General features: G+C 41.1%; 12 protein-coding genes. All 12 read left to right on the forward strand.

What is annotated here, in order from left to right; translation table 11 throughout:
- Position 1: 1 nt before the first annotated feature.
- A complete protein-coding gene (locus QNM19_RS14940) occupies positions 2-847 on the forward strand; it encodes a hypothetical protein (RefSeq protein WP_284026873.1) in 846 nt (281 codons plus the stop codon).
- Positions 844-1,959, forward strand: a complete 1,116-nt coding sequence (locus QNM19_RS14945; RefSeq protein ID WP_049864419.1) for a glycosyltransferase — start codon at positions 844-846, stop codon at positions 1,957-1,959. The genes QNM19_RS14940 and QNM19_RS14945 overlap by 4 nt, the downstream gene beginning before the upstream one ends.
- Before the next feature lie 279 nt (positions 1,960-2,238).
- Positions 2,239-3,228 carry a pyridoxal phosphate-dependent aminotransferase gene (locus tag QNM19_RS14950; protein WP_197094284.1) on the forward strand — a complete coding sequence of 330 codons (990 nt, stop codon included), beginning with the start codon at positions 2,239-2,241 and terminating at the stop codon, positions 3,226-3,228.
- A 41-nt stretch (positions 3,229-3,269) separates the two neighbouring features.
- Entirely contained in the window at positions 3,270-4,580 is a 1,311-nt protein-coding gene (locus QNM19_RS14955; RefSeq protein WP_284026874.1) for a phenylacetate--CoA ligase family protein, read from the forward strand.
- Positions 4,574-5,332 (forward strand): PHP domain-containing protein, encoded by a 759-nt coding sequence (locus tag QNM19_RS14960; RefSeq protein ID WP_349654726.1) that lies wholly within the window; start codon positions 4,574-4,576, stop codon positions 5,330-5,332. The genes QNM19_RS14955 and QNM19_RS14960 overlap by 7 nt, the downstream gene beginning before the upstream one ends.
- Positions 5,333-5,335: 3 nt before the next feature.
- A complete protein-coding gene (locus QNM19_RS14965; RefSeq protein WP_284026875.1) occupies positions 5,336-7,474 on the forward strand; it encodes a bi-domain-containing oxidoreductase in 2,139 nt (712 codons plus the stop codon).
- 38 nt (positions 7,475-7,512) lie between these two features.
- The gene (locus QNM19_RS14970; RefSeq protein WP_284026876.1) at positions 7,513-9,114 is read left to right on the forward strand and encodes a heparinase II/III family protein; all 1,602 of its coding nucleotides are present in this window, start codon (positions 7,513-7,515) and stop codon (positions 9,112-9,114) included.
- Positions 9,111-10,271 (forward strand): glycosyltransferase family 4 protein, encoded by a 1,161-nt coding sequence (locus QNM19_RS14975; RefSeq protein WP_049864425.1) that lies wholly within the window; start codon positions 9,111-9,113, stop codon positions 10,269-10,271. The genes QNM19_RS14970 and QNM19_RS14975 overlap by 4 nt, the downstream gene beginning before the upstream one ends.
- On the forward strand, positions 10,268-11,197 hold the full coding sequence (locus tag QNM19_RS14980; RefSeq protein WP_049864426.1) for a UDP-glucose 4-epimerase family protein: 930 nt from the start codon (positions 10,268-10,270) through the stop codon (positions 11,195-11,197). The genes QNM19_RS14975 and QNM19_RS14980 overlap by 4 nt, the downstream gene beginning before the upstream one ends.
- A gap of 12 nt (positions 11,198-11,209) precedes the next feature.
- Complete coding sequence (locus QNM19_RS14985; RefSeq protein ID WP_284026877.1) at positions 11,210-11,758, forward strand: sugar transferase; 549 nt, start codon at positions 11,210-11,212, stop codon at positions 11,756-11,758.
- Between the two features lie 222 nt (positions 11,759-11,980).
- Positions 11,981-13,930 carry a polysaccharide biosynthesis protein gene (locus QNM19_RS14990; protein WP_049864427.1) on the forward strand — a complete coding sequence of 650 codons (1,950 nt, stop codon included), beginning with the start codon at positions 11,981-11,983 and terminating at the stop codon, positions 13,928-13,930.
- A gap of 244 nt (positions 13,931-14,174) precedes the next feature.
- On the forward strand, positions 14,175-16,310 hold the full coding sequence (locus QNM19_RS14995; protein ID WP_049864428.1) for a YjbH domain-containing protein: 2,136 nt from the start codon (positions 14,175-14,177) through the stop codon (positions 16,308-16,310).
- Positions 16,311-16,321 lie beyond the last annotated feature (11 nt).

The raw sequence follows: 16,321 nt of genomic DNA on the forward strand, positions 1-16,321 counted from the left end.
CATGTCTGGCGATGAGATGTTTTTCTTGTCAGACAGGGAAACTGAACACTTCAAGTACATGTTGTGGAAAACATACGTAGGCTTTTTCAAAGCCTACGACCCTCGTGTTTTTTTCATATTTAATAATATACTACTGCTGTATGTGTTGTTAAAGTTGAAGAAGGTCGGGCTGGTAAGTCATAAAACGATAGTTTTGATTTTTATATTACCTTCGTACTTGTATTTTTCTAATACTTTTTTGCGTGACTTCTTTTTCTTTATCCTATCATTCGCTTTTATATATTTTGTCTACACTAATAATTTGATTGGCGTAGTGATAACAGTTTTGTGTAGCCTTGTCAGGCCTGAGTTTACGCTTTTCTACTTGGTGTCTTATGGTATATACAGGTACGATTTCAAGCGTGTAACGCCCATAATATTTATTACGATTTTTCTTTTTTCGTTGGCGGTGTTGAAAAGTTCGAGTGTATACGAATCTTACATTCAGTTTTTTGTTTTGGGCCATCTTAGAGAGAAAGCAGAACTAGGTATGATTGGTATTGATATATACAATTTGAACCAGTTCGATGCTGCGTTGAACGTACTACTGTCTCCCATATTTTTTTGGTTTATTCCACCATCCGGAAGGGGAGGTTTGTTTGATATTCTTCTTTATGCCGAAACAGTGCTTATAATTTATTTGTTTTATAACTTATATAAAAAAGGAAATAGTTCGCTACAAACCTTGTTGGTTAGTATGGTTTCTATGTCATTTGTTATGGCTGTGCTAACAGTTCAGCACGATGATAACCTGAGATTTAGGTTGATGTTTTTACCTTTTCTATTTGTGGGGATTATTAAAAAGTGATTATTTTTAACTGCACTACCAATATCATGGGTGGAGGCAAGAAAAATGCGGTTTTATTTATCAAGCATTCTGTTAAGTATCCCAATTACGTTTACTTTGTACATGAATGCATTTTAGAGGAGTTGCAGGGTGTCGATATTCCGGATTCGAGACTTTATGTTTTCAAAAAATCTCCTGCAAAATGCATGTCAACAAGAAAAGAAATTGCAAAGTTAGCCAATGAAATATCGCCTGATGTGTTTTATACTATGTCGGGGCCGTCTTATGTGAAGGTTAAGGCATTAAGTGTATGTGGCATAAGTGATGGATTCGTGACCCATTCAAGTCTCAACAATTTTTTCAACTTCATGCCGATCTCACTTTCTATTAAGGCGCTTCTGAACTCAGTCTATAAGTGTATGCACCTTAGGTATAACGATTATTTGATTTTTCAAACAGAGACGGCTGCAAAGGCATTTAGAAAAAGAGCATTCTTTAAATATAATGAAAAGATAATTAGTAATGCTTTTGATAATGGCCTTTTGAAAAGTGATTTAAAAAAAGATTCTTTGAATAATGGTAAAGTTGAAATACTAGTGCCTGGCTCAGACTATTGGCACAAAGGTTATGAGCAAATTATTCCAATAATAAACAATCATCAAGATTTTTTGGATAAATACCAAATAGAGTTTGTTTTTACCTTACCATCTGATTCAGGTATTTTTAATTTTATTAAAAGTAAAATGTCAGCTGACAAAGTTGATAAGTATATTGTCAATAAAGGGAAGTATAGCTATTCAAGTATTTCCAGTGTTTATGATAGCGCTGACTTTGTTTTTGTCCCAAGTAATTTAGAAACTTTCTCGGCTCATTATCTCGAAGCATTTTGCTTCGGCAAACCATTAATTGTAACTGATACAGATTTTGCAATTGAAATTTGTTCAGATAGTGCAGTCGCAGTTGAGCAGAACAATCCAGAGGCTTTGGTAGAAACGCTTAAGTCTCTGATTGAAAATAAGGAAAAGTGTAGAGAAAAAGTAAGCGCGGGTTATGAATTTCTAGACTCTATGTACAGCCAGGAAGAGCGTGTTGATTTGATAAATACTTTCCTTGAAAGTATTTCTGTTAGTTAACTTTAGCTCAGGTCTTTCCTAATGTAAGAATATGTTGTTGCTCTGTTTAAATTGGAGCTTGCCTAGCTTGTTGGTTTAAAAGTTTGGGTAGGGTCTTGCACTGGTGTTTCATTTGAACTTATAGCTTTGCACAACCAGTGTTAAAGTTAATAAAATGTTTTTAATATATAGTTTTGGGGTGTTATTTTGTTTTTTAATAAATTTATACATGGTCTAAGGTCGTATGTTGTATCAACTCATAAGGCCTGGGAAATAGAAGATAAAAGTAAGGTGTTAAAGTTGGATTGGAATGAATCCACAATTTCACCATCACCACTAGTAAGAAAAGCACTGTTGGAATTTGCTGACAATGGCTTAATGAACTGGTACCCGGATGTAAATAATAAAAAATTGCGTGGTGAGTTGTCATCTTACAGTCAAGTTGACGTTGATTATATCGATTATTTCGCAAGCTCTGATGCGCTGCATGAGTATATCATACGTGCTTTTATTAACCCTGGAGATCATATTACTATGATCGCTCCTACTTATGATAATTTTAGAGCAGCAGCAGAGAGTATTGGCGCTAAAGTTGACTATTTTTGGCTAGATGAAAAGAATCAATTTAAATTTGATTTTTCACGCTTTGAGGAATACGTTGAAGAAAATAGACCAAAGATCGTTTATTTATGTAATCCTAATAACCCTACTGGGACAATATACTCAACTGAGCTTATAGAGCAACTCGTAAGAAGGTTCAATGATGTCCTGTTCATAATTGATGAAGCTTACTTTGAATTTGTTGGTTGCTCGGCTTCGCCGCTTGTTGCGAACTACGAGAATATAATTATATGTCGAACCTTTTCAAAGGCTTTTGGCCTGGCATCATTCCGAGTGGGATATGCAATAGCTAGTAAGCACAATATGGAAGGACTAAGAAAGTTAAGAAATCCAAAGAACATAAGTAGTTATGCTCAAATTGCAGCCACCGCAGCATTGGCTGACGTCAACTATATGCAGGAGTATGTTGATGAGGTACTTGAAGCGAAGAAAGTGTTCACAGAGTCATTGTTGTCCTTGGGAATTGAGGTTATCGGTTCACAGGGGGGGAATTTTGTCTTGGTGAAATTTGGTGAGCAGCAAAAACAAGTTATGAGCCATTTGGAAAATAACCAAATTTTTGTGAGAAATTATGGTCATGTTAATGGAATGTCTGACTATACCCGTATAACTATAGGTACGCGTCAGCAAATGGACTTTGTATTTGAAACCATTCGCAGTTCACTGTAAAGTTTTTATCTTTTTGATATGAACAAGGGAAGTTAGATTTTATGTTGTTTCCAAAACTGTTGGAACCTTTCTTGGTTTTATTTGGGTATCTGCACTTTAAGCTTAAATCTAGTCGCTACTGTTATAAAGATAAGCAGGCAGTTGATCATGATAAATTCAAGAGCTTGAAGAAGTTGCTGTGTGAATCTTATGATAACATTCCTTTTTATAACGAAAAGTATAGTGCTGCAGGATTTGATCCTCACAAAGACTTTAACTGTCTGTCTGATTTCAACAAAGTACCAATCTTGTCTAAGCGCGAAGCCAGAGAGAATCAAGACAAGCTGATTAATCATGCTAAGTCTCAATTTTGTTTAGAGTTTAAAACGTCTGGCTCGACTGGAAATCCATTTAGAGCATTGATATCTCCGCGTCATTGGATCATTGAGCAGTCTTGTATATGGAGACATTGGAGTTGGGCTGGTTATAAGTTTCGCGATAAAATGGCAATAGTCCGCAGTCATGTCCCTAAGAATGACAATGACTTAATTCGGATAGATAAGCTCCGAAACTTTCATTATTTCAGCCCATTTCACCTTAGCGATAAACATATCGAGTTTTACTTGGAAAAAATGAATGAGTTTGGGATTACGTTTCTTAGGGGGTACCCATCTTCAATTCTCGCAATCGCTAATTATGCTCAGAAACATCCGAATGTTAAACTGCCAAAATTTAAAGGAATTTTGACAGCCTCGGAACGGTTGGCTGAAAATGATAAGCGCAAAATGGAAAAATACCTTAACGCACCAGTTTTTAATCACTACGGGTTGGCTGAACAGATAGTGATGTTTGGCGGTTGTGAAGAAGGGACGCATTTACATAATTATGAAGAGTACGGGCACTTAGAGCTTCTTGATATCGAGGGAAGTAGTTTTAAAAAGATCATTGGAACTAATCTGAATAATTATGCTATGCCACTTATTCGTTATGACACAGGTGATTTAGCGGAAGTTGTTGAAGAGAAATGCAGTTGCTCTAGAGTATCTCCCAGTATTAAAAATGTAATAGGTCGTGAAGACGCCACCATTACTTTGGCCGATGGAAGTAAGATTCCAGTTACAAATTTCTACACTATGTTTGAGTATTACGACAACGAATTGTCTTCTTGGCAGCTAGTGCAAGAGGGAGTTGATAACTTAAAGGTTATATTAGATATCAAGGAGGGTATAGATGTGCCAGGTTTACTAGAAAGACTCGATAAAGATATAAACGATAGGTTATTTAATAAATTAAATCTGACCTTTGATGTTAGTGGCTCATTTGTTTATGTAGGGGAAGGAAAGAAAAATCCTTTCATTAAGTCAATATGTTAAAACTAGTTTCACATTGTCATACTTATCACTCTTTTGACTCCTCCATGAGTGTAGAGAGCATCATTGAGGAAGCTCATGAGTCTGGTGTCAATTGTATTATTATCAACGATCACGATGTCTGTTCAGTTTCAGAAGAAGAGCTTACGCTTTTTTCTGACAATGGCATTGTGATTTTGAAAGCGATTGAATTCACCACAAAAGAAGGAGTGCATGTAATTGGTATTGATAATTCGATCCGTTCATTGGAAAAATCAGCTTATTTTTATCCGCTAATTGAATTGTTAGACAATTTGAGAGCGTTAGGGGCTAAAATTGTTTTTCCTCATCCTTACCATGCAACTGGTGTATATGGCAATCGGAACGTTGATTCGGACAAGTTTTGTCAAGCAATTGATTATGCTCACGGGTTTGAGGTAGACAACTATAGATACGGCCCGACTCCTAAATTTCTAGTTGAGAAAATAGTCAAACAAAATAGTAGCGCAATAAAATTTATTGGTAGTGATGCTCACAAAAAAAGTGAGGTAGGTGCATTAATCAATGTGTTTGAAACTATTGAGCCAAGTGATTGCGTGACAAACTATTCGGCAATTTTCTCTAATCAGCCGAAGCATTTAGTTTTAAAAAAGCGTTCAAGTTTTTATTTTAAGTTTAAGAAATTTCAAAAGAGTAAATTTTATCAGAGCTTGATAGGCTTGATTGACTATAAGCAGAGACAGAAAATAAAGAAACTTTTCAAATTTGGTCAATAAGTTATGAAACAAATTTTACAGGATATGGCGAAAGGCGGCTCGTCAATTGTTGAGGCGCCGGCTCCAAAAGCAACTAAGAACCACGTTGTCATTAATACTACTACGACCTTAATCTCTGCTGGCACAGAAAGAATGCTGGTTGACTTTGGTAAGGCAAACCTGATTGATAAAGCCCGGTCACAGCCTGACAAAGTGAAAATGGTCTTAGAAAAAGTCCAAACAGATGGTTTGGCTACGACAATTGATGCCGTAAAATCTAAATTAGCACAGCCACTGCCTCTTGGGTATTGTAATGTAGGTGTTGTTGCAGAAAGCGGACGTGGAGCGGAACAATTTAAACTTGGTGATCGCGTTATTTCAAACGGCCCTCATGCGGATGTCGTTCGCGTGCCTAAAAATCTTGTAGCAAAGATTCCCGACAATGTTACTGACGAAGAGGCTGCATTTACTGTTGTCGCGAGTATTGGTTTACAAGGTATACGCTTAGCTAATCCTACGATGGGTGAGTCATTTGTTGTTACAGGCGTTGGACTGATCGGCCTATTAACTGTACAAATGTTGCGTGCACAAGGCTGCAGAGTACTTGCCATCGATTTCGACCAAGCCAAGTTGGATATGGCAAAAGAGTTTGGAGCAGAAATTTGTAACCCTGGTCTAGGTGAAGATCCTGTTGCCGCTGGTTTGGCATTTAGTCGTGGCAATGGCATTGATGGCGTCATTATTACCGCATCCACCAAATCGAATGATCCTGTTACACAAGCAGCCCGCATGAGCCGTAAACGCGGTCGTATTATTTTAGTGGGTGTAACTGGCCTGGAGCTAAGTCGCGCCGATTTTTATGAAAAAGAGCTGACGTTTCAGGTGTCGTGCTCTTATGGGCCTGGTCGTTATGATCCTAACTATGAAGAAAAGGGAAATGACTACCCATTGCCTTTTGTTAGGTGGACTGAACAGAGAAACTTTGAAGCTATTCTAGATATGATGTCAGGTGGACAACTTAATGTTAAACCACTTATTACACATCGTATTTTGTTTGAAAATGCGACAGAGGCCTATGATTTATTGACCAGCGATAAGTCAGCACTGGGTATTCTTCTACAGTATGGTTCGCCTGCAGAATCTCGACACACATCAAAAGTAACGCTTAATTCTGAAGTTGTATTTCAGCCGGGAGAACCTGTTGTAGGGTTTGTAGGTGCTGGCAACTATGCTTCACGGGTATTAATTCCTGCGTTCAAGAATGCCGGTGCACAGTTACATAGCATTTCTACTTCAGGCGGTATAAACGGTGTTATTCATGGTGATCATGCGGGCTTTAAAGAAGCCACTACTGATACAGACGCACTGATCGACAGTAATGAAGTAAATACCGTGGCTATCGTAACCCGCCACAATAGCCACGCTCATTTTGTAACGCAGTCTTTAGATGCTGGAAAAAATGTCTTCGTAGAAAAACCACTGGCGATCACTCATGAAGAGCTTGAGGAGGTTAAATCTGCTTATGAGAAAGCCTCTCAGACAGCAAATCCTCCTAAATTGATGGTCGGCTTCAACCGTCGATTTGCGCCACAAATACAAAAAATTAAATCGTTGATTAAACCAATAAAAGGACCTAAATCATTCATCATGACGATGAATGCGGGTAGCATTCCTTCCGATCATTGGACTCAAGACATCACGGTTGGCGGTGGGCGGATTATTGGCGAAGCTTGTCACTTTGTGGATCTAATGCGTTTCCTTGCTGGTAGTGAAATTGTGTCTGTGCAAGCGCGTAGAATGGGTGATAGTGATGCGGTAGACATCACCGAGGACAAAGCTGCAATCATACTCGGTTTTGCTGACGGCTCATTTGGTACCATTCACTATTATGCCAATGGTGCCGCAAGTTTCCCTAAAGAACGGATTGAAGTGTTCGCTGACGGTAAAGTTTTGCAGTTAGATAACTTTGTTAAGTTAAAAGGGTTTGGCTTTAAAGGATTCAAAAAAATGAATCTCTGGAAGCAAGATAAAGGCCAAAATCTTTGCTCGCAATTGTTCTTAGACTCTATCCGAGAGGGTACGGCTGCGCCAATTGATATAAATGAGATTTTTGAAGTAGCCAAGATATCTATTGATATAGCCGAGCAACTTAGACAACAATGAGCGCTCAAATAAAAAGGATACTTAAGATATTTCACACAGTGAAATATCTTAAGTTTAAGCAAATATATTTCAGAGTTTATTATCGATTTCGTAAACCAAGGTTTATCGAGAGCACTCAGCCAAGCAACTCTGAATGGCGGTGGTCAGGACCATTACTGAATAAGCAAAGCTTATTCAGTAATGCCGATGTTAAGTTTCTTAACCAAGCCGGGAAGATTCAAACTGCTGCCGATTGGAATTGCGCAAGTAAGCCAAAGTTATGGTTATATAACTTACATTATTTTGATGACTTGAGTTCGCAAGATGGGGCGCAGAGATACGCTCTACATAATGACTTTATTGATAAATGGATTGCAGAAAATCCACCGTGTGAAGGAAATGGTTGGGAGCCCTATCCGATTTCTTTGCGGTTGGTAAACTGGGTCAAATGGTGCAGTGTACAGTCTCAAGTGCCTCCCAATTACCTCAAGAGTATGCTTGACCAGGCAAATGTGCTGACGCAGCTACTGGAATATCATATCCTTGGAAATCACTTATTTGCCAATGCTAAGGCGTTGACCTTTGTTGGCGCTTATTTGCAAGGAGAAAACTCTGCACAGTTGTTAGGGCAGGGTATCAAGCTACTTAATGAAGAGCTTGACGAGCAATTTTTAGCAGATGGTGCGCATTTTGAACTCTCGCCAATGTATCATGAAATCTTGTTATGGGATTTGCTTGAACTGATAGATTTGGCGATGACGAGTAACAGGCCTGAGCTGACTGAGTGTTTGCCAAAGTGGACAGGTATCGCAACAAAGGCATTGAATTGGCTGTCGTCTATGATCCATGAAGATGGCGAAGTGAGCTTTTTTAATGATGCTGCCATCGGCATTGCGATGCAACCACAACAGATATTTTCTTACGCATGTAAGTTAGGGCTCAATTACGATATAATAAATGAGCAGTTAATTACCAATCAAGATAGTGGATACAGCCGTGTGTCTTATGAGCAGTATGCCATTATTTTCGACCATGCCAATGTTGGGCCTGACTATTTGCCGGGACACGCACATGCAGATACGTTAAGCTTTGAGCTATCGATAGGTAAGCAGCGTGTCTTTGTAAACTCAGGTACGTCGCTATATGGCACTAGTCCTGAGCGTATAAGGCAGCGCCAAACCGCAGCACATAACACCGTATCAGTCTTAGGATATGATTCTTCACAGGTTTGGTCGGGTTTTAGGGTGGCTAAACGGGCATATGCAAAGTTGGAAAAGTCTACAAGTCGTGCTAGTGACGTCCAGCTAATCGCCAGTCACAATGGCTATTTACAGCAAAGTCCAAAGGTTAAGCATACACGAGAATTACTGTGTTCACCTGCTAGTGTCATTGTCAGTGATATGTTGTCAAAACAGCTCCCTGCTTGTTTCCATCTGCATCTTCACCCGGATGTTGATGTCATTAAACTTTCAGAGAAAGAGCTTAAAATCACAAAAGGTGATGAAGTGCTTTGCTTAGTGAGTAGTGCAGAGCCAATAAATATAAAAGACAGTACTTGGCACCCTGAATTTGGTAAGTCCATTGCGAATAAAAAGATCGAGATAGAGTTTGCAAACGGCAACTTAAGAACAGAAATCAAACAAATTATGAGGGACTTGTGAGAATACTGGTTTTATCATTTTACTTTAAACCAGACCTATGCGCTGGCTCATTTAGAACGACAGCTTTAGTTGAGCAGCTAAAGCAACAAGCTGGGGTAGAGGTCGATGTAGTCACAACAATGCCAAATCGATATGCCAGTTTTAGTGCCGGTGCAACATCAGATGAGATAGATGGTGCCATAAAAATAAAGCGCGTAGAGCTCCCGTCACACAACAGTGGCATGGTAGATCAAATCAGGTCTTTCGTAACGTATTATCGACAGGCCAAAAAACTCGTCAAGCACCAAAATTATGATGTTGTTTTTGCAACTAGCTCCCGATTATTCACTGCATTTTTAGGCGCGACTGTAGCAAAAGACAAAAAGGTTCCGCTTTATCTGGATATCAGGGATATATTCGTTGACACAATCAAAGACGTTTTAAACCCTCATCTTGCTAGAGTGCTGAAGCCGCTGCTTTCTTGTGTAGAGAAATATACCTTTCGCTCCGCGAATCATATTAATCTGGTATCTCGAGGTTTTGAAGGTTACTTTAAAAGCCGCTACCCTGATGTAAAATACACTTGGTATACCAACGGCATTGACGATGAGTTTCTCGATTTGCCCGTTAAAGAGTCAAGTGATGACTCTGCGAGTAAGACGATACTCTATGCCGGCAATGTTGGTGAAGGGCAGGGTTTGCATTCGATTATCCCTACTTTTGCGAAGCGTGTACCATCTGGGTTTGAATTTAAAGTCATTGGTGATGGTGGACGTAAACAGCTACTTCAGTCGGCGATAGACAGTAACAATGTTGAATTACTTCCTCCGGTAAATCGAGCAGAATTGATCCAGAAGTATCTTGATGCAGATGTGTTGTTTTTGCATTTAAATGATTATGACGCATTCAGAAAAGTTTTGCCCTCGAAGGTATTTGAGTATGCGGCGACAGGTAAACCAATTTTAGCCGGGGTTGCGGGTTATGCTGCTGAATTTATTCGAGCAGAGGTACCTAATGCCCAGGTATTCGCGCCGGGTGACAGTGAAGGGGCCGTGGAAGCCCTAACAAAGCTTTCTATGTCTTTCACTGACAGACGAGCATTTATAGAGAAATATACGCGTAACCATATTATGCAAAACATGAGCGAGACAATTGTTGGCTTAGGAGAAAGAGAATGACCAAACTGTTATTGACTGGCTATTCAGGCTTCGTCGGGACGCACCTGGTCAAGCAGTTGTCTCCATCGGATGATGTCAAAATGTTAGGGCGCTCACCGGCACCTGCATGTAGCCACTGGCAGGAAGCTTTGCTAAACGATTCAACGGATTACACCCCATCAGTAATGGATGTTGACGTTGTTATTCACATTGCCGCGCGAGTGCATGTTATGAATGAAAGCGCTGCGGATCCCTTATCCGAGTTTCGTGCAACAAACGTTGCCGGTACAATAAACTTGGCAAAACAGGCTGCTGAGGCTGGCGTTAAACGCTTCATCTTCATTAGTTCTGTAAAAGTGAATGGTGAGAGCACTACCAGCAGACAGCCCTTTACCGCTGATGATAGCCCGCAACCAGAAGATCCTTATGGTATTTCTAAGGCTGAAGCCGAAACTCAGCTAATTCAGTTGGGAAATGAAACTGGGATGGAGATTGTCATTATTCGTCCACCACTGGTGTATGGTGAGGGGGTTAAAGCAAACTTTTCTGCGTTAATGCGATTTGTGAATAAAGGGGTTCCATTACCATTTCAAGCTTTAAAACATAACAGGCGAAGCTTAGTTTCCGTTTATAACTTAGTCGATTTAATTAAAGTATGTATTACACACCCTGCAGCGGCGGGCCAGGTATTTCTGGTCAGTGATGATCACGATTTGTCCACTGCAGACATGGTCGCGATGATGGCGAATGTCCAGGGCAAGAAAAATATAGGTTTGCCAGTTCCAGCATGGGGTTTTAGAATAGTAGGAAAATTGTTACGCAAGGAAGATATGGTTGAGCGCTTAATTGGATCACTTCAGGTCGATATCTCTCATACAAAAACAACGTTAAACTGGTGCCCGCCCTATTCGGTGGAGCATGGGTTCAGACTATCTGTAAAAAAATAATGGATTTACACTATGATTCGTTTTCTTGACTTCTTTTTCGCTTTGTTCGGCTTGTTAGTCGCATTTCCTGTTTTGGTTATACTGTTTATCATTGGTTTGTTTGATACAGGTTCGCCTATTTTTACTCAGGAGCGTGTAGGGCGCAATAAGAAGCCTTTTATATTGGTTAAATTCAGAACTATGAAGGTTGATACTGCGTCCATGGCCAGTCATTTGGCAAGCGCTTCGTCTATCACGCCATTTGGCGGCTTTCTACGCAAATCTAAACTTGATGAGCTACCACAGTTGTGGAATGTCCTGAAAGGTGAGATGAGCCTGGTTGGCCCCCGTCCCGGGTTGTTTAATCAGAAAGAGCTGACAAGCGCACGTGATGCTGTTGGCGTATATGCTGTTCGCCCAGGGATCACAGGGCTTTCGCAAGTAAATGAAATCGACATGTCGACGCCAGAATTACTTGCCAAGACTGACAGTGAAATGATTAAAAGTATGACTTTGTATAACTACTTCAAACTTATTCTAATGACCGTTTCGGGTAAGGGAAGTGGAGATCGCGTTAGTTAAAGGAAATGGCTGTTGAAGGTCAGCCGTTATAAAGGAATTTTAGGTTCTGAGTAAAGTGTTTGAGGTAATTAGGTGAATTTAAAAAGTGCCTTTTTGCCCATCAGCTTTACTTGGTGTTAACAATATGAATTCAAAATGACTGTGGTTGAATCATTTTGTATACTAGCCTATAACTAGTCACAACGTCAGAAGAACTGATGTTTTGCAACTCAAGGATTTACAGTGGATAGCTTTTTCCGTTCTTTACTTGATGCCTCGCGCTCAAAGAAGCGTCTCGTTACTTTGATAATAGATTCTATATTTATAATAAGCGCATTCTGGCTAGCCCTCATAGTACGTCTAGATAGCCTGGAGCCTCTTTTCGACGTTAATAATTGGTTGTTGCTTTCAGTGGTGCTGCCTGTCAGTTTGTTCGCATTCATAAATCTGGGGTTGTATCGAGCTGTTTTGAGGTATGTAGGCGCCCATGCGGTAGGTGCTATTGTTATTGGCACATTGATCAGTACCGTTGTGCTTGTAATGTCTTCTTTCTTTTCTCATGTCGCTGTACCACGGACTATGCCCGTTATTTATGCGTGGTTGTTAATCTTGTCTGTTGGAGGGTCCCGCATTATGGTGCGTGCTATGGTTGGCCGTCTAGCTACAGTTAATAAAACACCGGTTGTTATTTATGGAGCAGGTTCTGCAGGTCGTCAGCTAGCCCCTGCTATTGGTGCTGGAGATGAATACTATGTGTCAGCCTTTATTGATGACGACAAGACGAAGCAAGATTCGATACTTCAGGGTATCCCTGTTATTGCATTTGACGGTTTGTATACGTTAATCGAGCGTAAAAGGGTAAAAAAAGTACTACTTGCAATGCCCAGTGAAAGTCGGGCAAGAAGGAAAGAAATACTCGCTCAACTTGAGAACTTGCCCGTTGAAGTGATGACGATCCCTGGTATGGCGGATGTTGTAGAGGGACGAGCAACATTAGACGAAATTAAAGATGTTGAAATTGAAGACCTGCTTGGTCGAGATCCTGTTGCCCCTAAGCAGGCTTTGCTGAATGCAACGATTCTGGGTAAATCCGTAATGGTTACTGGGGCCGGCGGCTCTATCGGCTCTGAGTTGTGTCGACAAATTATCAAACAATCTCCATCTAAGCTGGTGCTGTTCGAGTTGACTGAGTTTGCTTTATATTCAATCGAAAAAGAATTGAGCGAAATCATTAAAACCAAAGGACTGGATATTGAGTTGATACCTATTATGGGTTCAGTGCAACATATTAATCGTCTAGAGACATGTATGATGGCCTTTGGTGTGCAAACTGTATACCACGCTGCAGCCTATAAGCATGTCCCTTTGGTTGAGCATAATGTGGTCGAAGGGGTAAGAAACAACGTTTTTGGTACCTATTACTCAGCAAAGGCTGCTATCAACGCAAAAGTAGAAACGTTTGTTTTGGTAAGCACCGATAAGGCTGTTCGTCCGACCAATGTTATGGGGACAACGAAACGTATGGCCGAGCTCTGCTTACAGGGTCTTGCTCAGAATAAGGAAAGAGGACAGCACAACACGCGCTTTTGTATGGTTCGGTTTGGCAATGTGTTGGGATCTTCTGGATCGGTCGTGCCTTTGTTCCGCAGACAGATAAAAGAAGGTGGTCCTATCACGCTAACACACCCAGAAATCACCCGCTTCTTTATGACTATCCCGGAGGCCGCGCAGCTGGTTATTCAGGCTGGTGCAATGGGGAGAGGAGGAGATGTGTTTGTGTTGGATATGGGCGAGTCTGTAAAGATCAAAGACCTTGCAACGAAAATGGTTCACTTATCAGGCCTTGAAGTGAAAAGTGAAGCAAATCCACATGGAGATATCGAGATAAAATGCACCGGATTGCGGCCTGGTGAAAAGCTGTATGAAGAATTATTGATCGGTGATAACGTTGAGCAGACATCGCATGAAAGGATTATGACGGCGAAGGAAGTTATGTTGCCGTTGAATGAGCTAGAAGAGATATTAAAAACCCTGGACAAAGCTTGCCACGATTTTGACCACCAAGTTATTCGACAGTTGCTATTAGAGGCACCAACTGGATTTAATCCAACAGATGGAATTTGTGACCTAGTTTGGAATGCCCGACAAAAGCTTGAGGCGATGCCAGAGAACAACATAGTTAATTTGAAGTGAGACTCGTTCGCTGAGTGTGGATGGCATTTCGAGTGCCCTCCATACTCAGGAAGTAGACTTTCAATCCGGGATAAATTCGCCACGTGGAAGTGTAATAAACCTGAACGCTCTGTTTTTCAAGAAGTAAAAAGTCTTTGAAAAGTTATCGATTCTTGTGAACATTTCATGCATAACCGTAATCACCTTGATGATATAGTGCGGTTCATTCTTTATTTATTGTAATATTTTAATTGGGCAGAGGACTATGTCTAAACTAACTCCTATCTTTGCAAGTGGCTTGTTGACTTGCTCCTTTATCACTGTTGCGCAAGAGTCACCCAAGCATTATCAGAGTTTCACAGGCTTTACTGGTTTAGTGAACACGCCTTCTGCAGAAGTCTTAGACGCGGGTGAAATTGATATTGGCTACAACAACCAACTTGATTATAGGGGCTCCGAATTCGTAGACGGTCACAATTACATTTTTGCTGCGGGTTTATGGCAAGGGTTAGAAGTCAGCGGCCAAATTGCAGCCAATACGATGCACGATAATATGTTCAGGGCTCATATATTAGGTGACAAACAGATTAGAGACCTATCTTTCAACGCGAAGTATCAAATTCCGTTTATTCCAAGTAACTGGTTTAATTTAGCCATTGGTGGAAAAGATATCGGTGGAGCTGCGAATCAGTATGAGTCTTACTTTGTTGTTGCTTCAAAAGATTGGTTAGATTTTCGCTTTTCGACCGGTGTAAGCACCAGTAAAAGCACTATCGGTATGATGGATGGGGTGTTTGCAGGTATCGAATGGCAACCGTTGGATTGGTTTGCATTGCAAGTTGAGCATGATGCCGATGCTCTGAATGCAGCGGCGCGTGTGACAGTACCGAAAGCTTGGTTATTTGACCTTGGTACTCTGACCCTGACTAGTCGGCTCTATAGCAGCACTGATCACAGTGATAAAGATACTTTTTATGGCATTAATTTCTCAATGCCATTATCGGAGCAATCCCGAGCAGACTATCAGCACGTGAAACCCGCACCCGATAATGCAGGTGTGATAGCACATTTGTCAGAGCAAGGTGTGCACTCTGCAGAGTCAGTCCGTGTTGCTACTTCAACGCCAGATAACTCTGCCCTTAGCGCTCAAAGTATTGACTCTAGATCAACTCAGGCAGTAAATGTCAGCGAATTGAACGCTGAGATCCGTGCGCTTAAACAGGCTCTGGTTACGGATGGATTCGAAAACGTCCAGGTGGGCATGAATCGTGAACCTGTTATTGTGGTTAAGTTCGAAAACCCGGTCTTTAACCGCAACGATATTGATGCAATTGGTGTTGTACTAGGCCGAGTTGCACAATACATCAGTAATGACAATGCAAAGTTTACAGTTCAATTGGGTAAACATGATATTCCTTTGCTGGCCCTATCTGGCCGGGTAAGCAGCTACAGGCAGTTTATCACAGACGGAACCGCACCTGGATTGGTCATTCGCCAGGGCATGATGGATGTACCTGGTGGCGTCGGTTGGATTGGCGACGGGGCTGTTAATAGCCCATACTTTAAACCGCGTCTGACTTTAAGTCCTGCTTTGAGTTCCACGTATGCAACAGAACTCGGTGTGTACGACTTCTCTTTGGCGCTAAGAGCGGATCTCGAAATTCCTGTGTGGCGCGGCGCTGGTGTTAACATTACAGCGCAAACCGTTGTGGCTGATACCGAAGACTTTGAACCAGGTGATACTTTTGAATCACGACGCGAGCAAAATGGTTTGGAGCGGGCTGTTTTCTACCAAACATTCGATCTGCCTTTTGGCTTCTACAATCAAACTCAGGTGGGCTTTTTCCGGGAGTACTATGATTACACCGGTATTATCAATGAAACGGCTTGGGTGAGTCCTTCAGGGCGTCATAAGCTGTATAACAACTATGGATTCTTTGATTACGAAGACTTCGACGGCGACCGTGACTATCATGTAATGGGATATCAATATCATTGGGTTGAACAAGATATCACTTTCCATCTATCGGGTGGTGAGTTCTGGCAAGAAGACAAAGGCATGAAAGTTGAAACCAAGTTCTGGTTTGGTGATAGCTATGTGTCACTGTATGCCTATGATACAGATGTTCAGGTTGCCGGTGTTGCTTTCAGTATCCCACTGACACCGAGAAAAGACATGGCTGTCTCTGAGTATGGTCAGGTCAAAGGCAACCAGGCCTGGCGTCATGGTGTGAGTACGCGTATCGGTGAGGACTCCAATGCATTGGTGTACAAAAAAGGCTATACCCCAGAAACTTCTATCACTCTGGATCGTACTTACCTGAATCAAGGGCGCTTGTCTGGTAGTTATGTCTATGCAAATCTGGCCAGATTGCGCGAGGCGTACCTTACCTATAAATAAACCTGCCTACA

The organism is Pseudoalteromonas ardens (assembly GCF_030125445.1).
GTDB lineage: Bacteria > Pseudomonadota > Gammaproteobacteria > Enterobacterales > Alteromonadaceae > Pseudoalteromonas > Pseudoalteromonas ardens.

Excerpts from the sequence above, each read along its gene's own strand:
- QNM19_RS14940 (WP_284026873.1), top strand. The coding sequence starts at position 2 with ATGTCTGGCGATGAGATGTTTTTCTTGTCAGACAGGGAAACTGAACAC.
- QNM19_RS14955 (WP_284026874.1), top strand. The coding sequence starts at position 3,270 with ATGTTGTTTCCAAAACTGTTGGAACCTTTCTTGGTTTTATTTGGGTAT.
- QNM19_RS14960 (WP_349654726.1), top strand. The coding sequence starts at position 4,574 with ATGTTAAAACTAGTTTCACATTGTCATACTTATCACTCTTTTGACTCC.
- QNM19_RS14965 (WP_284026875.1), top strand. The coding sequence starts at position 5,336 with ATGAAACAAATTTTACAGGATATGGCGAAAGGCGGCTCGTCAATTGTT.
- QNM19_RS14980 (WP_049864426.1), top strand. The coding sequence starts at position 10,268 with ATGACCAAACTGTTATTGACTGGCTATTCAGGCTTCGTCGGGACGCAC.
- QNM19_RS14985 (WP_284026877.1), top strand. The coding sequence starts at position 11,210 with ATGATTCGTTTTCTTGACTTCTTTTTCGCTTTGTTCGGCTTGTTAGTC.
- QNM19_RS14995 (WP_049864428.1), top strand. The coding sequence starts at position 14,175 with ATGTCTAAACTAACTCCTATCTTTGCAAGTGGCTTGTTGACTTGCTCC.